The sequence below is a fragment of the Pantoea jilinensis genome (assembly GCF_019104105.1).
GTDB lineage: Bacteria > Pseudomonadota > Gammaproteobacteria > Enterobacterales > Enterobacteriaceae > Pantoea > Pantoea eucalypti.
This window is the reverse complement of the sequence record NZ_CP077746.1, coordinates 2,694,602-2,713,868: the sequence shown is the minus strand read 5'-3', so window position 1 is coordinate 2,713,868 and position 19,267 is coordinate 2,694,602. Positions and strand designations below refer to the sequence as shown.

Here is a 19,267-nt window from a genome sequence, read left to right as displayed (position 1 = left end):
GAAGAGGATGAACAGCCCGCATTCACTTTCGTTACAGCAAGCACGTCACCTTCATCTCGCCGCGCAGGGCCTGCTGCGTGCGCCGGCAAAACGCGCGGTGTATCAGGATCTGATCAACTGCATCTCCCGCATGTCGCTGCTCCAAATCGATACCATTCATGTGGTGGCCCGCAGTCCCTATCTGGTGCTGTTCAGTCGCCTGGGTAATTATCCTCAGGCATGGCTGGAGCAGGCGCTGGCGCAGGGTGAACTCTTTGAATACTGGGCGCATGAAGCCTGTTTTATTCCCCGCGCCGATTACAGACTGCTTCGTCATCGCATGTTGTCGCCTGAACGTCTGGGCTGGAAATACAACGCGCAATGGGTTGCTGACCACCAGCAGGCGATTGCTGAACTATTGCAGCAGATCCGGGAAAATGGCCCGGTGCGCGCCGCCGATTTTACGCACGCCGATAACCCGAAGTCAGGCTGGTGGGCATGGAAACCGCACAAACGTCATCTGGAAAATCTCTTCAGCGCCGGTGAGCTGATGGTCGCAGAACGCCGCAATTTTCAGCGCGTCTACGATCTGCGCAGCCGCGTAATGCCTGACTGGCAGGATGAACTGCATGGTATCAGCGAAGCCGAAGCGACCCGTCAGATGCTGATGAACAGCGCCCGCAGCTTAGGGGTTTTCCGCGCGGCCTGGCTGGCGGATTACTATCGCCTGAAGCGGACACCCGTAAAAGACTTTATCGCTGACGCCGAGGCTGCGGGCGATCTGGTCGCCGTCAATACAGAGGGTCTGGGCGAGATGTGGCTGCATCGTGACCTGCTGCCGTTGCTGGAGACGCCGCTGCAGGCGACGCACAGCACAGTGCTTTCTCCGTTTGATCCGGTGGTCTGGGATCGCAAACGCGCGCTTGAGCTGTTTAACTTCGACTACCGTATCGAGTGCTATACCCCCGAGGAGAAGCGCAAGTTTGGCTATTTTGTGTTGCCCATCCTCCATCGCGGGCAAATAAAAGGCCGGCTTGATGCCCGTATGCTGCGTCAGTCAAAACAGCTGGAGATTAAAAAACTCTGGCTGGAAGAGAAAACCCGTGTCACGGCGCGTTTTGCAGCAGATATCCGGCGCGCGATTGAACGCTTCGCAGCCTGGCAGGGCGCAGAAAGCGTCGCCATCCTGCAGGTACCCGATGCGCTTAAAGCGCACTGGCCAGCCCTGTGGACGCTGGATTAATCAAATTTTCGGCAGCCGCTGTGGGATGGTGTTTTACTCCATCCCGCATACGCCGCGCTATGGTATGCTTGAACCCTTACGCATTCGGTCCCTGATGGAGGACATATGGATCACCGTTTACTCGAAATCGTTGCCTGCCCGGTGTGCAATGGCAAACTCTACTTCAACAATGCACAGCAGGAGCTGATCTGCAAACCTGATGGCCTGGCCTTCCCGGTTCGTGACGGCATTCCGGTGCTGCTGGAAACGGAAGCCCGCACGCTCTCCGTCGAAGAGATTCATCCATGAGTTTTACGGCCATCATTCCTGCGCGTTATGCGTCAACCCGCTTACCGGGCAAGCCACTGCTTGATATCCATGGTAAACCGATGGTCGTGCATGTGATGGAGCGCGCCCGTGAATCGGGTGCCAGCCGTGTCATCGTTGCTACCGATCATCCTGACGTGGCAAAGGCCGTCGAGGCGGCAGGCGGCGAAGTCTGCATGACGCGCGCCGATCACCAGTCCGGCACGGAGCGGCTGGCGGAAGTGATCGAGAAATATCAGTTTGCCGATGACGAAATCATCGTCAACGTCCAGGGCGATGAGCCGATGATCCCGGCAGAGATTGTGCGTCAGGTGGCGACCAATCTGGCGGGGTCAGCAGCGGGCATGGCGACGCTGGCGGTGCCAATTACGGATGCGGAAGAAGCTTTTAATCCGAATGCGGTGAAAGTGGTCATGGATGTGAATGGCTACGCGCTCTATTTCTCACGGGCTACCATTCCGTGGGATCGTGAACGCTATGCAGCCTCGCGCGAGCAGATCGGTGACACGCTGCTGCGGCACATTGGCATCTACGCTTATCGTGCCGGTTTTATTCGCCGCTATGTTGCCTGGGCGCCTTGCCCTCTGGAACAGATTGAGCTGCTCGAGCAATTGCGCGTTTTGTGGTACGGCGAGAAAATTCATGTCGCCGTGGCGAAAACCATCCCGAGCGTGGGTGTGGATACGCCAGACGATTTGCAACGTGTTCGTATTGCCATGCAGGCCTGACAAGCGGGGAGCCTGTCTCCCCGTTTCAGCACCACGTTATTGATCCGCCGCTAAACTTATGGCCAACACTTCCTTCAGGATAGGGTGATATTCATCTGAGGAGGATGCCGCATGGAACAGCTTAAATCAGAACTCACGCTGGCGCTGGGTGAAACCATCAGCCGCCTCGAAATGATCAGTGAACATCCACCCACCCGGCTCTATGCGTTATACAATCGTGACGGCCTTCCTATGCCAGTGGTGGCGAAATATTTTCGTCACCAGGGCAGGGCGGCGATGGAAGCCAGAAAACTGGCGTTGCTGGGGCAGGCCGGGCTGGTCGCCGTACCCGCGGTCTATGGTCTGGTGCTGAGCCAGCAGCCGCCAGTGCATGAAATGCTTCTGATGGCGCGACTGAATGGTGTGACGGCGGAAGCACCGGCGCGGGATGCTCAGCGCTGGCAACAGTTCTGCGAACAGGTCGTCGAGGGACTCCTGGCCTGGCACCGGCTTGATAGCCACGGCCTGGTCGGCACAGTGGACAGCACGCAGCAGAACCGCTGGCCCGCCTGGTATGCACAGCGGGTTGAAGTGTTGTGGGCGACCCTGAGCTATCTGCGTCCACCCACCTTTACACTGGACGATCGCCAGGTGCTGTTCCGCTGCCGCGCGCGACTGGCGCATCTGTTTCGCGGCTTCGATGATCCCTGCGTGATGGTTCATGGCAACGTGCGGCTGCAGAGCATGCTGAAAAACAGCCGCAGTGACCAGTTAATCGCGATGACACAGCCCGGCACGATTCTCTGGGCACCGCGTGAATATGACCTGATCCATATGGATGCATCGCCAGCCGAAACGGCGCTACTGCATCATTACCTGCAACGGGCGCCGGTCTCAGAGGGTTTTATCTGGCGTCGGTGGGTTTATCAGCTGTGGGACTGCATCGACACGCTTATCCAGACCGGCACCTTTGATCGGCCGCGCTTTGACCATGCTCGCGCACAGTTACTTCCCTGGCTCGGCTGAGCCATCCTCGGTTTTCAGCCGTTGCAATAACGTGCCCAGCGTTTCATAAACGGCACGTTCGCTGTGACTTAGCCAGATCGATGACGGGATGGCCCGTTCCCAGCCATTCAGCGGTGAGGTAATCGCAAGCTGATTGGCGGGCGCGGCAATGGGCTTCAACCCGACCGCGTGGAAAAAGCGTATTGCCCGTGGCATATGATTCGCGGAGGTCACCAGCATTAGCGGGCGATTGCCTGCCACAGTTTTAACTGCCTGCGCTTCGTCTGCGGTATCGCGTGGCTGGTCAAGGATCTGAATATGTTCATGGGGAACGCCCAGACTTTCCGCCACCTGTGCCGCTACCCAGGCGCTGCTCTTCGGATTGGTGCCGCCCGCTGCACCGGTAAAAATCAGGGTCGACTGCGGATTACGCCGCCACTGGCGCACACCCTCTGCCACGCGGGGCAGGCTGTTATTCAACAGGTTCGAGCTGGGCGCCCATCCCGGATTAAAGGTGTAGCCTCCACCCAGTACCACAATATAGTCCACCTTCTCTGCGCCGTTCCAGGTCGGATAGCGGCTGTCCAGTGGCAGCAGCAGACGATCCGCCAGCGGCTGCAGACTCAGCAACAGAAGGAGCAGCCAGCTGACCGAGATCACGGTTTTGCCGCTTTTCTGCCAGCCAGTAAACCAAACCAGTAAAATACCAAGCGCCATCAACAAAAGCAGAAACGGCAGGGGTAAAAGCAGCCCGCCAATGACTTTTTTCAGGGTAAATAACATCAAAAATGCGTCCTGTTGTCCGAAAATAGAGCACCCGGAAGGGAAGATGGGGATGAAAGGTTCATTCTTCTGATGCCTGTGACAAAATAGCATAAGTCTCACCGCAGCATACCGGAGCGCATGCCATGCAGGATCGTAACTTTGACGATCTCGCGGATAAATTTTCGCAAAATATTTACGGCACCACTAAAGGGAAAATACGGCAGGCCATTCTTTGGGACGAGCTGGAGAAGATACTGCCCGATCTGTCGTCACACCCGCTGTCGGTGCTGGACGCGGGCGGCGGTATTGGCCAGGTCTCCAGCAGGCTTGCGGCACAGGGCCATCAGGTTCTGCTGTGCGATCTCTCTGGTGAGATGCTACGCCGGGCAGAGGAAAATGCGGTGTCGCAGGGTGTGAGCCATAACATGCAATTCAGACAAATTAGCGCTCAGCAGGTGGGCGAACATTTGGATAAGCCGGTGGATCTGGTATTGTTCCACGCTGTGCTTGAATGGGTCGCTGAACCGGAGACGGTGCTGAAAGCGCTGTTCGATCTGCTGCGTCCGGGAGGCGTCATGTCGCTGATGTTTTACAATCTGCACGGCCTGACACTGCGCACCTTAACGCTGGGTAATTTCGGCTATCTGCGCACCAATCTGACCAAACGCAAAAAGCGAACGCTGTCGCCTGATTATCCGCGCGACCCTGAACAGGTTTATCGCTGGCTGGAGGCGTGTGGTTTTGTGATTGAACAGCGTGCCGGGATCCGGGTATTCAGTGATTACATGAAGCCGCCGAAGGGCGAACCAAAAAGCGACGACGAAATTATTGAGATGGAGCGGCGTTACTGCCGTCAGGAACCCTTTTTGAGCTTAGGGCGTTACATCCACGTGACCGCGCGTAAACCCGGGCAGAAGGACGAATTATGAGTGAATTTTCCCAGACGGTACCTGAACTGGTCTCCTGGGCGCGCAAAAATGACTTTTCCCTTGCGCTGCCAGTGGAACGTCTGGCCTTTTTGCTGGCTATCGCCACCCTTAATGGTGAGCGGATGGATGGCGAAATGAGTGAAGGCGATCTGATTGATGCATTCCGTCACGTCAGTAAAGCTTTCGAACAAACCCACGAAACCGTGTTGGTTCGCGCCAACAACGCCATCAATGACATGGTGCGACAGCGCCTGCTTAACCGCTTTACCAGCGAACTGACCGAAGGCAATGCTATCTATCGCCTGACGCCGCTGGCCATCGGCATCACTGACTATTACATCCGTCAGCGAGAATTTTCGACGCTGCGCCTGTCTATGCAGCTGTCGATTGTGGCCAATGAGCTTAAGCGAGCAGCCGATGCGGCGCAGGAAAACGGCGACGAGTTCCACTGGCATCGCAATGTTTTTGCGCCGCTGAAATATTCGGTGGCGGAGATCTTCGACAGCATTGATATGACCCAGCGTCTGATGGATGAACAGCAACAGGCGGTGAAAAACGATATTGCTGAACTGCTGAACAAAGACTGGCGCGCGGCTATCTCCAGCTGTGAAATGCTGCTTTCCGAAACGTCAGGGACGTTGCGTGAACTGCAGGATACGCTGGAAGCTGCGGGCGACAAACTTCAGGAAAACCTGCTGCGGATTCAGGATGCCACGCTGGACAGCCCGGACCTGGGCTTCGTCGATAAGCTGGTGTTTGATCTGCAAAGCAAACTCGACCGGATTACCAGCTGGGGCCAGCAGGCAATCGACCTGTGGATCGGCTATGACCGCCACGTCCATAAATTCATCCGTACCGCCATCGACATGGATAAGAACCGCGTCTTTGCGCAGCGCCTGCGGGTATCAGTACAGAATTACTTCGACGCGCCCTGGGCGCTGACCTACGCCAACGCCGACCGTCTGTATGACATGCGTGATGAAGCGCTGACGCTGCGGAATGACGAAGTGATGGGCGAACTGCCGCCGGAGATGGAATACGAAGAGATCAACGAAATTCGCGAACAGCTGGCAGCGATGATTGAAGAAGCGCTGCAGGTCTATAAATCGCAACAAAAACCGCTCAACCTCGCGTCAGTGATGCGCGACTACCTGGCCCAGTATCCACGCGCCCGCCATTTCGATCTGGCACGCATTGTGGTGGATCAGGCGGTGCGCCTTGGCGTAGCAGAAGCTGATTTAGCCGGTTTGCCTGTGGAATGGCAAGCCATCAATGATTACGGAGCCAAGGTGCAGGCACATGTCATCGACAAATATTGAACAAGTGATGCCGGTTAAGCTGGCACAGGCACTGGCCAACCCAATTTTTCCCGCGCTGGATAGCCAGTTACGCGCCGGACGTCATATCGGTATCGAAGAGCTGGATAATCATGCGTTTCTGATGGACTACCAGTCGTTTCTCGAAGAGTTTTACAGCCGTTATCACGTTGAGTTGATTCGTGCGCCGGAAGGCTTTTTCTATCTGCGTCCGCGTTCAACGACGTTGATTCCGCGTTCCGTGCTCTCTGAGCTGGACATGATGGTCGGGAAGATTCTTTGCTATCTCTACCTCAGCCCGGAACGTCTGGCCAATGAAGGGATTTTTACCCAGCAGGAGCTCTACGACGAGCTGCTCTCGCTGGCGGACGAGAATCGCCTGCTGAAGCTGGTTAACCAGCGTTCCACCGGTTCGGATCTGGATCGCACCAAACTGCAGGAGAAAGTGCGCGCCTCTCTGAGCCGTCTGCGCCGTCTGGGTATGGTGTGGTTTTACGGTAACGACAGCAGCAAATTCCGCATCACTGAATCCGTGTTCCGCTTTGGTGCCGACGTGCGCAGCGGTGATGACGCCCGTGAAGCGCAGCTTCGCCTGATTCGTGATGGCGAAGCGATGCTACTGGAAAACGCGACAGCACCGGTCGACACCGACGAAGGTGACGGTCAGGAAGGCGACGCGAGTGAGAACGCAGAGGAAGAACAGGCATGATTGAGCGCGGAAAGTTTCGTTCGCTTACGCTGATCAACTGGAACGGCTTTTTTGCCCGTACTTTTGATCTCGATGAATTAGTGACCACGCTGTCAGGCGGTAACGGTGCGGGTAAGTCCACCACCATGGCGGCATTTGTGACCGCGCTGATCCCCGATTTAACATTGCTGCACTTCCGTAATACCACCGAAGCGGGCGCAACGTCGGGATCACGTGACAAAGGTCTGCACGGGAAGCTGCGGGCTGGCGTCTGTTACTCCATGCTGGATGTCGTGAATTCACGCCATCAGCGTGTGGTGGTCGGTGTCCGTCTGCAACAGGTCGCCGGACGCGATAAAAAGGTCGATATTAAACCTTTCAGTATCCATGGCCTGCCAACCGATACCAACCCGACCGATATGCTGACGGAAGTGCTTAACAGCCGTCAGGCACGCGTATTGCCGCTGAATGAGGTGAAAGAGCGGGTTGAGGCGCAGGAAGGCGTACAGTTCCGCGCTTATAACTCGATCACCGATTATCACGCCATGATGTTTGATCTGGGCGTGGTGCCGCGACGTCTGCGTTCTGCCAGCGATCGCAGCAAGTTTTATCGCCTGATTGAAGCCTCACTGTATGGCGGTATCTCCAGCGCCATCACCCGATCGCTGCGCGATTACCTGCTGCCTGAAAACAGCGGCGTGCGTAAAGCGTTTCAGGATATGGAAGCGGCGCTGCGCGAAAACCGCATGACGCTGGAGGCAATCCGCGTTACCCAGTCTGACCGCGATCTCTTTAAGCATCTGATCTCCGAGGCGACCAGCTACGTTTCGGCTGACTATATGCGCCACGCCAACGAGCGTCGGGGGCATCTCGACAGTGCGTTACAACTGCGCAGTGAGCTGTTCAGCAGTCGCAAGCAGCTCGCCACCGAGCAGTATCGTCATGTTGAGATGGCGCGCGAACTGGCTGAGCACAGTGGCGCAGAGAATGATCTCGAAGTCGATTATCAGGCCGCCAGCGATCACCTGAATCTGGTGCAGACGGCGATGCGTCAGCAGGAGAAGATTGAGCGTTACGATGCCGATATCGAAGATCTGACGCTGCGTCTGGAAGAGCAGACCGAAGTGGTCGCCGAAGCGCGTGAAATTCAGGAAGAGAATGAAGCGCGTGCCGAAGCCGCTGAGCTGGAAGTGGATGAGCTGAAAAGTCAGCTGGCCGATTTCCAGCAGGCACTCGACGTGCAGCAAACCCGCGCCATCCAGTATCAGCAGGCCTTGCAGGCGCTGGAACGCGCCCGCACGCTCTGCCAGCTGCCCGATCTGACCATCGACAATGCCGCTGAATGGCAGGAAAGTTTCCAGGCCAAAGAGGAAGAGGCGACAGAACGCCTGCTGCGTCTGGAACAGAAGCTGAGCGTCGCGGAAGCGGCACACAGTCAGTTCGAACAGGCGCTGGCGCTGGTGACCAGCATTGCCGGTGATGTGTCCCGTCAGGATGCCTGGCAAACCGGTCGCGAACTGCTGCGTGATGCCAGCAATCAGCGTCATCACGCTGAACAGCTCTCATCGCTGCGTCTGCGTCTCAATGAGCTGGAACAGCGCCTGCGCGAACAGCATGAGGCGGAGCGTCTGCTGGCCGAGTTCTGCAAGCGCCAGGGGCAGCATTATGAAGCCGATGCGCTGGCTGGCCTGCAGCAGGAACTGGAAGCACAGATTGAACAGCTGAACAGCAGCGTCTCGGACGCCGGTGAGCAGCGCATGATGATGCGTCAGGAGCTGGAACAGCTGCGTGAACGCATCACCAGCCTTACCGCCCGTGCGCCACACTGGCTGGCGGCGCAGGAGATTCTGACGCAGCTCAGCGAACAGACTGGCCAGGCGCTGAACAGCAGCCAGGACGTCACCGAATATATGCAGCAGCTGCTGGAGCGTGAGCGTGAAACCACCGTCGAGCGCGACGAAGTGGCCGCCCAAAAACGCGATATCGAGCAGCAGATTGAACGACTCAGCCAGCCAGGCGGTGCGGAAGATGCGCGACTGACCCAGCTGGCGGAACGTTTTGGCGGCGTCTTACTGTCTGAAATTTATGATGATGTCACACTGGATGATGCGCCGTACTTCTCCGCACTCTACGGTCCGTCACGTCATGCGATCGTGGTGCCGGATCTGTCACGTGTTCGTGAGTTGCTGGACGGGCTCGAGGATTGCCCGGAAGATCTCTATCTGATCGAAGGTGATCCGCAGTCGTTCGATGACAGCGTCTTCAGCGTGGATGAGCTGCAGAATGCGGTGGTTGTGAAGGTAGCTGAGCGTCAGTGGCGCTACTCCCGCTTCCCGAAAATACCGCTGTTTGGCCGTGCTGCGCGTGAAAATCAGCTGGAGCTGCTGCATCTTGAACGCGACAAGCTGGCCGAACGCTACGCGACGCTGTCGTTTGACGTGCAGAAAACGCAACGTCTGCATCAGTCGTTCAGCCGTTTTATCGGCAGTCATCTGGCCGTGGCGTTTGACGCTGACCCGGAAGCGCAGATCCGTCAGCTGGGCGCACGCCGGGCTGAACTGGAACGGGCGCTGAATCAGCACGAGAGCAATAATCAGCAGCAGCGCCAGCAGTATGAGCTGGCGAAAGAGGGCGTGTCACAACTTAACCGACTGCTGCCACGCGTTAACCTGCTGCTGGATGATACGCTGGGCGATCGTTGCGAAGAGATTCGTGAGCAGGTCGATGCGGCGCAGGATGCGGCGCGCTTTCTGCATCAGCACGGCGCGAAACTGGCGAAACTTGAGCCAATTATCGCCGTGTTGCAGAGCGACCCGGAACAGCACGAGCAGCTGCAGGCGGATTATCAGCAGGCACAGCAGCAACAGCGCAATGCCCGTCAGCAGGCCTTTGCCCTGACCGAAGTGGTGCAGCGTCGCGCCCACTTCAGCTATGACGACTCAGCCAGCATGCTCAACGGCAACAATGACCTCAGCGATAAGCTGCGTCAGCGTCTGGAGCAGGCTGAAGGTGAACGTAGTCGCAGTCGTGATCGCCTGCGTGAACATCAGGCGCAGCTGACACAATACTCGCAGGTGCTCGCCTCGCTGAAAAGCGCTTATGACGCGAAACGCGACATGCTGAAAGAGCTGCAGCAGGAAATGCAGGACATTGGCGTCCAGGCTGACAGCAGTGCAGAAGCGCGCGCGCGCGTTCGCCGTGACGAACTGTACACAGCACTCAGCCACAACCGTGCCCGCCGCAATCAGCTGGAGAAACAACTCACTTTCTGCGAAGCGGAGATGGATAACCTGCAGAAGCGACTGCGTCAGCTGGAGCGTCAATATCATCTGGTGCGGGAGCAGGTGGTCAGTGCCAAAGCGGGCTGGTGTACCGTACTGCGTCTGGTGAAAGAGAATGGCGTTGAGCGTCGTCTGCATCGCCGTGAACTGGCCTACCTGAGCGGCGATGAACTGCGCTCGATGTCGGATAAAGCATTGGGTGCGCTGCGTCTGGCGGTAGCGGATAACGAACATCTGCGCGACGTGCTGCGGTTGTCGGAAGATCCAAAACGTCCGGAACGTAAGATTCAGTTCTTTATTGCGGTTTATCAGCATCTGCGTGAGCGTATCCGTCAGGATATTATTCGTACTGACGATCCGGTCGAAGCGATTGAGCAGATGGAAATCGAACTGAACCGTCTGACCGAAGAGCTGACGGCACGTGAGCAGATGCTGGCGATCAGTTCGCGCAGTGCGGCCAATATCATCCGTAAAACAATCCAGCGCGAACAGAATCGCATCCGTCAGCTCAACCAGGGCTTGCAGACCGTCAGCTTTGGTCAGGTGCACAGCGTGCGGCTTAACGTGAATGTGCGTGAAACGCATGCCATGCTGCTGGACACACTGTCGGAGGAGCACGAGCAGCATCAGGATCTGTTTAACAGTAATCGCCTGACCTTCTCCGAAGCGCTGGCGAAGCTTTATCAGCGTCTTAATCCGCACATCGACATGGGGCAGCGCACGCCGCAGACCATTGGTGAAGAGCTGCTGGACTACCGCAACTATCTGGAGATGGAAGTGGAAGTTAACCGGGGTTCCGATGGCTGGCTGCGCGCAGAGAGCGGTGCGCTCTCAACCGGTGAAGCGATTGGTACCGGTATGTCCATTCTGGTGATGGTGGTGCAGAGCTGGGAAGAGGAATCCCGTCGTCTGCGCGGCAAAGACATTTCGCCATGCCGACTGCTGTTCCTTGATGAAGCGGCCCGTCTGGATGCCCGCTCCATCGCCACGCTGTTTGAACTATGTGAACGACTGGAGATGCAACTGGTGATTGCCGCGCCAGAGAACATCAGCCCTGAGAAAGGCACGACCTACAAACTGGTGCGTAAAGTGTTTAATAACACCGAGCATGTGCATGTGGTTGGCCTGCGTGGTTTTGCTGCGGATCCTTCGCCGGTGCGTGCGGGAAGCGAAGCCGATGCATTGCCCGATTTAACGGCTGAAAAATCACAGGCGGAAACGTAGTCAAAAACTGAACCATTCGTTAATCTGGTTACGGCATTTGTCGCATGAGGCAAATGCCGTTTTTGTTTGTATACTCACATGATGAGTCACAGCGCGGTCGCAGCGGATACAGGGAACGCTGCGAAGTTGAAAAATAAGGAGGCAGGGATGTTGCGGGTAAAAAAATTACATCATCATCGCGTTGTATCATTGCTGGCGCTGGCGCTATCCGTTGTTCCATTTACGCTACCGCAGGCTGCTGTCATCGCCGCTTTGCCTGGAACTAGCCAGGCGGCCATCTCCGTATCCGACAGTCAGCAGCGCATTCGGCAGGCGTTCTCCAGCGCCGACCAGCCATTTTATCTGGGACCGCTGGCAACGCTTTATGCATCCCGTCATATGCAACCGCTCTGGCAGGATCCTCAGGCGGTGCAAAAATTTCAGCAGCAGCTGGCAGAAGTGGCGCTGTCTGGCGTTCAGCCGCAGTTCACGCGCTGGATTGAGCGTCTGACCAACCCCGCCATTACCGGCTTTGCCCGGGATATTGCGTTGTCTGATGCGATGCTGGGTTATCTGCAATTTGTGTCGAATGTGCCGACGCAGGGTGAAACCTGGCTCTACAGCAATATTCCCTACAGGCTGACCCAGCCCTCCGTGGCGGTGGTTAATCAGTGGCAGAATGCGGTCAATGCCGGTTCTGACAATGCATTTATTGCCTCCTTACAGCCGCAGCATCCACAGTATCAGCCCATGCATGCTGCGCTTATCACCCTGCTTAGCGATAAGCAGCCCTGGCCGCAGCTGAAAAGCAGTGAAACACTGCGTCCGGGCCAGGTCAGTGATGACGTGCCTGCGCTACGCGAAATTTTGCAGCGCAGCGGCATGTTAACGGCGCAGGTTAACGCGCCGACACCCAATGACGATGCGGTACCCGTTGCCGCCTCGCCAGTAACGCACAGCGATCAGCCTGTTGCAGTCAGTCCTTCTGCCGCGCCAGTCAGCAATCTGCTCACCCCATCACCACAATCACCGGGTAACGTACAGAGTCAGACGCTGGAAGGAAATACCGCCAATATTTATGATGAGACGCTGGTGGCGGCGGTGAAGCGTTTCCAGCAGTGGCAGGGACTGGATGGTGATGGGGCTATCGGTGCCAGAACCCGTCAGTGGCTTAACGTCTCTCCGCAGATGCGTGCGTCGTTACTCGCGCTGAACATTCAGCGTCTCCGCCTGCTGCCGGACGATATGCATAACGGCATCATGGTGAACATCGCCAACTACTCGCTGATTTACTACAACAATGGCAATAAGATCCTCTCATCACGCGTCATCGTCGGACGTCCGGACCGTAAAACGCCGTTGATGCGCAGCGCACTCAATAATGTGGTGCTGAATCCGCCGTGGAATGTGCCAACAACACTGGTGCGAAAAGATATTATTCCAAAAGTGAAACTGGATCCGACCTATCTTTACAAGCATGGTTATACCCTGCTGTCGGGCTGGAGTGCTGACGCTGAAGTGATTGATCCCAGCATGATCGACTGGCGTATGGTCACCGCCTCATCATTCCCTTATCGCCTGATTCAGGCACCGGGGGAGGCGAATGCGCTGGGCCGTTATAAATTTAATATGCCAAGCTCAGATGCGATCTACCTGCATGACACGCCAAACCATAATCTGTTCCAGCGTGATATCCGCGCGCTCAGCTCCGGCTGTGTCCGGGTGAATAAAGCATCTGAACTGGCGGGATTATTACTGCAGGACGCGGGCTGGAACGATGCGCGTATTTCCAGCACGTTAAAAGAGGGCGACACCCGCTATGTTCCGATTCGCCATCGCATTCCAGTGAATCTCTATTATCTTACGGCGTGGGTCGCTGATGATGGCATACCCCAGTTCCGCACAGATATTTACAATTATGATGACACCGCCCGTTCGGGCAGTCAGGCTCTCAGTCGGGCTGAGCAGTTACTGCTCTAGTGATTGATTTTAAATCGTTAGCAGCGTCCCGGTCATTTACACTAATATTTTCAAATGGCGATCCCTCCGGGGATCGCCTCACAAACCATGGGCAGATGGGTTGACGCTTCTCTGAGAGAAAGTTATGGTTCGGCCTGTGCGCTTTTTGCACATTTCTCGGGCTTCATTCTCAGGTAAATCGTTACATGTCTACTATTGATTCTTCTCGTCGCAAACTACTGCTGTGTGGTAGTGCCGCCGCCGGACTGGCTTTATTGCCTGCTTCCGCAAGGGCCTCGCTTTCTACGTCTCGTCCGCGTGTATTGATGCTTAATAATCTTCACACCGGTGAAACCCTTAAAACTGAGTTTTTTAATGGTAAGAGTTACGACAAGGATGAGTTGTCACGATTAAATCACTTTTTCCGGGACTATCGCGCCAATAAAGTGAAAAGCATCGATCCGCACCTGTTTGATCAGATTTTTCGCCTGCAGGCGCTGCTGGGTATGCGTAAACCGATTCAGCTGGTGTCCGGCTATCGCTCACTGGCAACCAACAACATGCTACGTGAGAGTGGTCCAGGTGTGGCAAAGCACAGCTATCACACCAAGGGTCAGGCGATGGATTTTCATATCGAAGGCGTTTCGCTCGCCAATGTACGCAAAGCGGCGTTATCTCTGCGCGCAGGTGGTGTAGGATATTATCCCCGCAGTAACTTTGTACATATTGATACCGGGCCGATCAGGCACTGGTAACGACACCGGCAACGCTGCGTGAGCCGGTCATGGAGCGTTATGAATTACCACATTATTCCTGTTACAGCGTTTGCCCAGAACTGCTCAGTGATCTGGTGCGACTCCACGCGCGAAGCCGCGCTGGTCGATCCCGGCGGCGATGCCGAACTTGTCAAACAAACGCTGGAACAACTCGGACTTAAACCTGCTCAGATTCTGCTGACGCATGGACATCTTGATCACGTCGGGGCTGCCGTTGAACTGGCTGCCTTCTGGCAGATTCCGATTATCGGCCCGCAAAAGCGCGATGCTTTCTGGCTGGAAGCGCTGCCTACCCAGAGCCGGATGTTCGGCCTGGACGAGTGCGCACCTTTTACCCCCGATCGCTGGCTGGAAGAGGGGGAGAGCGTTCAGGTCGGGTTGACCACGCTCGAAGTCCTGCACTGTCCGGGACATTCACCTGGCCACGTGGTCTTCTTTGACCGTCAGGGACGATTGCTGATTTCAGGCGACGTTATCTTTAATGGCGGGGTGGGACGCACAGACTTCCCGCAGGGCGATCATCAGCAGCTTATCAATGCTATCCGCACAAAATTACTGCCGCTGGGCGATGATGTGACGTTTCTGCCCGGTCACGGTCCGATTTCTACGCTGGGACATGAGCGCGTGAGTAACCCTTTTCTGCAGTAAAAATCAGCGATCTTTCCTGCAATAAAAAATGGGCCATCAGGCCCATTTTTGTTTCGTCGTCAGCGTTACAGCACCGCGACAATCGCTTCGCACAGTGCCGACATATTGTCTGGCGTCATGCCTGCCACATTCACCCGGCCTGAGTTAACGGCATAGACACCGAACTCTTCACGCAGGCGAATTACCTGGTCTTTGGTTAAGCCACTGAACGAGAACATACCGTTTTGCTTAATAATAAAGCTGAAGTCACGCTGAGCGCCTTTCTCTGCAAGGGTGTTCACAAACAGCTGACGCATGCGCTGAATGCGCTGGCGCATATCTGACAGCTCCTGCTCCCAGATGGTTCGCAGTGTATCGTTGCCCAGAATAGTGGCGACGATAGCGGCACCATGCGCCGGCGGATTGGAGTAGTTAGCGCGGATGGTGTATTTCACCTGACTGAACGCCGTATCTGCCACGCTGGCTTCAGCCGCCACCACGGTGATGGCACCGACACGCTCGTTATACAGACCAAAGTTCTTGGAGTAGGAGCTGGCGACGATCAGTTCCTGATGCGAGGCGGCAAAAATGCGCAGGCCTTCTGCATCTTCATCCAGACCACGGGCAAAGCCCTGGTAGGCGAAGTCAAACAACGGCAGCCACCCATTGGCCTGTGACAATTCCGCCAGCTGTTGCCACTGCTCAGCGGTTGGGTCAATACCGGTCGGGTTATGGCAGCAGCCGTGGAACAGCACCACATCACCTGGCTGAACCTGCTGCAGCGACGTCAGCATGCCTTCAAAATCCAGCGTATGGTTTGCCGCGTCATAATAGTGGTATTCACAGACTTCAAGACCGGCCGCATTAAACACGTTGTTGTGGTTAGGCCAGCTCGGATTGCTGATCCAGACCCGCTTCACGGAGGTCTGCGTCGCGAGGAAATCTGCTGCCACACGTAACGCACCAGTGCCACCTGGCGTCTGCGCCGTACGGGCGCGGCCTGCCGTGATCAGCGGGCTTTGATTACCGAACAGCAGGACCTGTGTGCAGCGGGCGAAATCAGCCAGGCCATCAATGCTCAGATAGTTTTTGGTGGTTTCGTTTTCCAGCAGGTATTGCTCAGCTTTTTTAACACTGGTCAGCACCGGGGTCTTGCCGGTTTCGTCTTTGTAGACGCCGATACCCAGATTGATTTTTTCAGGGCGGTCATCAGCACGAAACAGATCGGCCAGCCCAAGAATAGGATCGGCGGGTGCAGCAGAGATCGATTCAAACATGTGTCAGGTCCATTAGCGTGAACGTTAGCGGAAAGAGCTGTCAGGTTAACGTCCGGCCAGGGAAATGCCAACCGTTTGCGAGACAAAATCATCAATTTTACCGTGTTCATTTCACGACGAGGAGAAGCTGAATTTCAGGCGAAGTAAAAAGCGGAGTGTCGGGCAGATTTCAGGAATGACAGCCATAAAAAAACGGGGCCGAGGCCCCGTTTTTTAACGCGTCTGAAGCAGGATTAGAACTGGTAAACCAGGCCTACTGCTACAGTGTCATCGGTGTTCAGACCCAGCGCGTTATTGTCATCCAGCTGGTTGATCTGATAATCCACGTAGGTAGACATGTTTTTGTTGAAGTAGTAAGTCGCGCCAACGTCGATGTATTTAATCAGGTCAGCATCGCCAACGCCTTCGATATCCTTGCCTTTAGACTGAACATAAGCAATGGATGGGCGCAGACCGAAGTCGAACTGATACTGTGCAACCAGTTCAATGTTCTGTGCTTTGTTAGCAGAAGCAGCGCTGGTGGTGTTGTTCAGACCAGTCACAACAGAGATTGGTGTAGAGTTACGGGTTTCACCGTACATCGCTGCCAGGTAAACATTATTTGCATCATATTTCAGAGCAGTTGCCCAGTTTTCAGCACGTTTGCCCTGGCCAACAACGTTACCATTGATATCGGTAGTGCCGTCTGCCTGAGAGTTTGTGCGATCGCTGCTGCTGTATGCGCCAACAACACCAACACCGATTGGTGAGGTATAGCTGGTTGATGCGCCCCAGCCGTCGCCGTTAGCACGACGCGTGTCGGTACGCTCGTTTTTACCCTGATACTGAAGTGCGAAGTCCCAGCCATCTACCAGACCAAAGAAGTTGGTGTTGCGGTAGGTCAGCAGGCCGGTGCTACGACCGTTCATGAAGTTATCTGAGTATCCTGAGTCGCCACCGAACTCTGGCAGCATATCGGTCCAGCCGATTGCATCATAAACCACACCGTAGTTACGGCCGTAGTCGATTGAGCCAGCGTCGCCGAATTTCAGACCGGCAAAGCCCAGACGGGTTTTGTTGCCGTTTTGTGCGTCAGAACCTTCAGAGTTATTCGCCTGAATGTTGTATTCCCACTGGCCGTAACCGGTCAGCTGGTCATTAATCTGGGTTTCGCCTTTAAAGCCGAAACGAACGTAAGATTTGTCGCCGTTGTTGCCGTCGCCATCTGAGCCATCGTTATCAGAAAAATAATGCAGGCCAACAGCTTTACCGTACAGGTCCAGTTTGTTGCCGTCTTTGTTATAGATTTCTGCAGCATTTGCTGCGCTGGCGGCTAACAGAGCAGGGATAACCACTGCAAGAATATTGCGCTTCATCATTATTCATTACCCTCATTGGAGTTATTTGTACACCTGCCACTGCCGTCAGGAAATCTTTACAGAACCCTTAACGAAGTTTGGTGTCTTCCTGTGTCTGCACGCATCTTTCCATCCCACCCGCCGTAATTCTAGCGCTTAAATGCTACTAAACTCGTAATCTTGTTTCAGCAGGAAAATATGTATTACAAAATGTAAAAAACACGGAACTTTGTGAGTGAACTCAAAATTTACAAAAATAAAAAAAGGCCGGCAGTGCCGACCTCGTTATATATATGAATTTCTTATATTTAATGCCGAAATCAGAAACTCGCGTTGCGTGGCGTGCGCGGGAAGGGGATAACATCCCTTACATTTTGTACGCCAGTGACATAGGCGATTAAACGTTCAAAGCCCAAACCAAATCCAGAATGTGGCACGGTACCGTAGCGACGCAGATCACGATACCACCAGTAATCTTCTTTATTCAGACCCATCTCTTCGAGTCGTGCATCCAGCACATCCAGACGCTCTTCACGCTGTGAACCACCGATGATCTCACCAATGCCAGGCGCCAGGACATCCATTGCCGCCACGGTTTTGCCATCGTCGTTCAGACGCATATAGAACGCTTTAATGTCTTTCGGATAGTTTTTCACCACCACTGGCGCTTTAAAATGTTTCTCTGCCAGGTAACGCTCATGCTCAGAAGAGAGGTCGATTCCCCAGGAAACCGGGTTTTCGAAGGTCTGACCGCAATTCATCAGGATTTCAACCGCGTCGGTGTAGTCGACCTGGGCAAAATCAGTGGTAATGAAACGCTGGAGGCGTTCTACAGCTTCTTTATCGACGCGCTCAGCGAAGAAGGCCATGTCATCGGCGCGCTCTTCCAGCACCGCATTGAACACATACTTCAGCATTGACTCGGCCAGTGCGGCGGCATCATCCAGTGTCGCAAACGCAATTTCCGGCTCCAGCATCCAGAATTCTGCCAGATGACGGCTGGTGTTGGAGTTCTCTGCGCGAAACGTCGGGCCAAAGGTGTAGATCTTCGACAGGGCGCTGGCATAGGTTTCACCGTTCAGCTGACCGGAAACGGTCAGGAAAGCTTCTTTGCCAAAGAAATCTTCGCTGAAATCGACTTTGCCCTGATCGTTGCGCGGCAGGTTTTCCATATCCAGCGTAGAGACACGGAACATTTCACCTGCACCTTCGGTGTCGGAGGCGGTAATCAGCGGGGTGGAGACCCAGAAATAGCCATTTTCATGGAAGAAGCGATGCAGTGCCTGCGCCAGGGTATGGCGAACGCGGGCCACTGCGCCAATCAGGTTGGTGCGTGGACGCAGGTGCGCCACTTCACGCAGATACTCAATGCTGTGACGTTTCGCCGCCATCGGATAGCTGTCCGGATCTTCCACCCAGCCCACCACTTCCAGGCTGGTTGCCTGAATCTCAAACGCCTGGCCCTGACCCGGCGATGCCACCACTTTACCGGTGACGATAACGGAACAGCCGGTGGTCAGACGCAGCACTTCATCCTGATAATTATTCAGAGAATTATTGACGACAGCCTGAACGGGATTAAAGCAGGAGCCGTCATAGACAGCGATGAAGGAAAGACCGGCTTTGGAATCTCTTCGGGTACGCACCCAACCACGTACGGTGACTTCACTGTCAACCGCGACGCGACCGTGCAGTACGTCCGCTACAGGCACTACGCTCATAAATATCTCTCTATATAGAAGAAGTGAGTTAAAAGTTGCCCCATCCGGGGTTTTGCTATGTTACTTGCGAGTCTTCAGGAAACAAGCAAAATTCAGGGGGAATGCAGATTTATTACAGCAGAGGCGGGGCGCATCAACGCCCCGATAA

Annotated in this window: 15 protein-coding genes; 11 read left to right on the top strand and 4 right to left on the bottom strand. The window is 55.2% G+C overall.

Annotated features, from left to right (window positions below):
* The first annotated feature begins 7 nt into the window (after positions 1–7).
* The 4 genes from KTJ90_RS12835 to KTJ90_RS12820 all read left to right on the top strand — a co-directional run bounded on the left by KTJ90_RS12835 (position 8) and on the right by KTJ90_RS12820 (position 3,261).
* Positions 8–1,222 (top strand): winged helix-turn-helix domain-containing protein, encoded by a 1,215-nt coding sequence (locus KTJ90_RS12835; protein WP_008925847.1) that lies wholly within the window; start codon positions 8–10, stop codon positions 1,220–1,222.
* A 105-nt stretch (positions 1,223–1,327) separates the two neighbouring features.
* A complete protein-coding gene (locus tag KTJ90_RS12830) occupies positions 1,328–1,510 on the top strand; it encodes a Trm112 family protein (protein ID WP_003849374.1) in 183 nt (60 codons plus the stop codon).
* Positions 1,507–2,256: a 3-deoxy-manno-octulosonate cytidylyltransferase gene (gene kdsB, locus KTJ90_RS12825; RefSeq protein WP_003849376.1), complete on the top strand. Its 750-nt coding sequence runs from the start codon at positions 1,507–1,509 to the stop codon at positions 2,254–2,256. Before KTJ90_RS12830 ends, kdsB begins: the two co-directional genes overlap by 4 nt.
* A 111-nt stretch (positions 2,257–2,367) precedes the next feature.
* A complete protein-coding gene (locus tag KTJ90_RS12820; RefSeq protein WP_003849378.1) occupies positions 2,368–3,261 on the top strand; it encodes a phosphotransferase in 894 nt (297 codons plus the stop codon).
* On the opposite strand, the gene elyC is transcribed toward KTJ90_RS12820, so the two are convergent.
* Positions 3,241–4,023, bottom strand: a complete 783-nt coding sequence (elyC, locus tag KTJ90_RS12815; RefSeq protein ID WP_003849380.1) for an envelope biogenesis factor ElyC — start codon at positions 4,021–4,023, stop codon at positions 3,241–3,243. The two genes, KTJ90_RS12820 and elyC, sit on opposite strands and share 21 nt — an antisense overlap.
* A 125-nt stretch (positions 4,024–4,148) precedes the next feature.
* On the opposite strand from elyC, the gene cmoM reads away from it, so the two are divergent.
* From cmoM to KTJ90_RS12780, 7 genes are all read left to right on the top strand, one after another.
* Positions 4,149–4,934, top strand: coding sequence for a tRNA uridine 5-oxyacetic acid(34) methyltransferase CmoM (gene cmoM / locus KTJ90_RS12810; RefSeq protein WP_003849381.1), 786 nt, complete (start codon positions 4,149–4,151; stop codon positions 4,932–4,934).
* A complete protein-coding gene (gene mukF, locus KTJ90_RS12805) occupies positions 4,931–6,253 on the top strand; it encodes a chromosome partition protein MukF (RefSeq protein ID WP_003849384.1) in 1,323 nt (440 codons plus the stop codon). The genes cmoM and mukF overlap by 4 nt, the downstream gene beginning before the upstream one ends.
* Entirely contained in the window at positions 6,234–6,959 is a 726-nt protein-coding gene (mukE, locus tag KTJ90_RS12800; RefSeq protein WP_008925852.1) for a chromosome partition protein MukE, read from the top strand. The genes mukF and mukE overlap by 20 nt, the downstream gene beginning before the upstream one ends.
* A complete protein-coding gene (mukB, locus tag KTJ90_RS12795; RefSeq protein ID WP_140033561.1) occupies positions 6,956–11,443 on the top strand; it encodes a chromosome partition protein MukB in 4,488 nt (1,495 codons plus the stop codon). The genes mukE and mukB overlap by 4 nt, the downstream gene beginning before the upstream one ends.
* A 147-nt stretch (positions 11,444–11,590) precedes the next feature.
* Complete coding sequence (ldtD, locus tag KTJ90_RS12790) at positions 11,591–13,402, top strand: murein L,D-transpeptidase (RefSeq protein ID WP_499024830.1); 1,812 nt, start codon at positions 11,591–11,593, stop codon at positions 13,400–13,402.
* 185 nt (positions 13,403–13,587) lie between these two features.
* Complete coding sequence (gene mepK / locus KTJ90_RS12785; RefSeq protein ID WP_003849393.1) at positions 13,588–14,136, top strand: peptidoglycan L,D-endopeptidase MepK; 549 nt, start codon at positions 13,588–13,590, stop codon at positions 14,134–14,136.
* Between the two features lie 39 nt (positions 14,137–14,175).
* On the top strand, positions 14,176–14,805 hold the full coding sequence (locus KTJ90_RS12780; protein ID WP_110411571.1) for an MBL fold metallo-hydrolase: 630 nt from the start codon (positions 14,176–14,178) through the stop codon (positions 14,803–14,805).
* A 65-nt stretch (positions 14,806–14,870) separates the two neighbouring features.
* Here the strand turns inward: KTJ90_RS12780 and KTJ90_RS12775 are convergent, their stop codons facing one another.
* The 3 genes from KTJ90_RS12775 to asnS all read right to left on the bottom strand — a co-directional run bounded on the left by KTJ90_RS12775 (position 14,871) and on the right by asnS (position 19,119).
* Positions 14,871–16,061, bottom strand: a complete 1,191-nt coding sequence (locus KTJ90_RS12775) for an amino acid aminotransferase (RefSeq protein WP_008925855.1) — start codon at positions 16,059–16,061, stop codon at positions 14,871–14,873.
* A 233-nt stretch (positions 16,062–16,294) separates the two neighbouring features.
* Positions 16,295–17,419 carry a porin OmpF gene (gene ompF / locus KTJ90_RS12770; protein WP_039660940.1) on the bottom strand — a complete coding sequence of 375 codons (1,125 nt, stop codon included), beginning with the start codon at positions 17,417–17,419 and terminating at the stop codon, positions 16,295–16,297.
* Between the two features lie 299 nt (positions 17,420–17,718).
* Positions 17,719–19,119, bottom strand: a complete 1,401-nt coding sequence (asnS, locus tag KTJ90_RS12765) for an asparagine--tRNA ligase (protein ID WP_008925857.1) — start codon at positions 19,117–19,119, stop codon at positions 17,719–17,721.
* Positions 19,120–19,267: the final 148 nt, after the last annotated feature.

Bases quoted from the DNA above. Each gene is read 5' to 3' on its own strand.
- KTJ90_RS12835 (WP_008925847.1), top strand. From the start codon at position 8: ATGAACAGCCCGCATTCACTTTCGTTACAGCAAGCACGTCACCTTCAT.
- KTJ90_RS12830 (WP_003849374.1), top strand. From the start codon at position 1,328: ATGGATCACCGTTTACTCGAAATCGTTGCCTGCCCGGTGTGCAATGGC.
- kdsB (WP_003849376.1), top strand. From the start codon at position 1,507: ATGAGTTTTACGGCCATCATTCCTGCGCGTTATGCGTCAACCCGCTTA.
- KTJ90_RS12820 (WP_003849378.1), top strand. From the start codon at position 2,368: ATGGAACAGCTTAAATCAGAACTCACGCTGGCGCTGGGTGAAACCATC.
- elyC (WP_003849380.1), bottom strand. From the start codon at position 4,023: ATGTTATTTACCCTGAAAAAAGTCATTGGCGGGCTGCTTTTACCCCTG.
- cmoM (WP_003849381.1), top strand. From the start codon at position 4,149: ATGCAGGATCGTAACTTTGACGATCTCGCGGATAAATTTTCGCAAAAT.
- mukF (WP_003849384.1), top strand. From the start codon at position 4,931: ATGAGTGAATTTTCCCAGACGGTACCTGAACTGGTCTCCTGGGCGCGC.
- mukE (WP_008925852.1), top strand. From the start codon at position 6,234: ATGTCATCGACAAATATTGAACAAGTGATGCCGGTTAAGCTGGCACAG.
- mukB (WP_140033561.1), top strand. From the start codon at position 6,956: ATGATTGAGCGCGGAAAGTTTCGTTCGCTTACGCTGATCAACTGGAAC.
- ldtD (WP_499024830.1), top strand. From the start codon at position 11,591: ATGTTGCGGGTAAAAAAATTACATCATCATCGCGTTGTATCATTGCTG.
- mepK (WP_003849393.1), top strand. From the start codon at position 13,588: ATGTCTACTATTGATTCTTCTCGTCGCAAACTACTGCTGTGTGGTAGT.
- KTJ90_RS12780 (WP_110411571.1), top strand. From the start codon at position 14,176: ATGAATTACCACATTATTCCTGTTACAGCGTTTGCCCAGAACTGCTCA.
- KTJ90_RS12775 (WP_008925855.1), bottom strand. From the start codon at position 16,061: ATGTTTGAATCGATCTCTGCTGCACCCGCCGATCCTATTCTTGGGCTG.
- ompF (WP_039660940.1), bottom strand. From the start codon at position 17,419: ATGATGAAGCGCAATATTCTTGCAGTGGTTATCCCTGCTCTGTTAGCC.
- asnS (WP_008925857.1), bottom strand. From the start codon at position 19,119: ATGAGCGTAGTGCCTGTAGCGGACGTACTGCACGGTCGCGTCGCGGTT.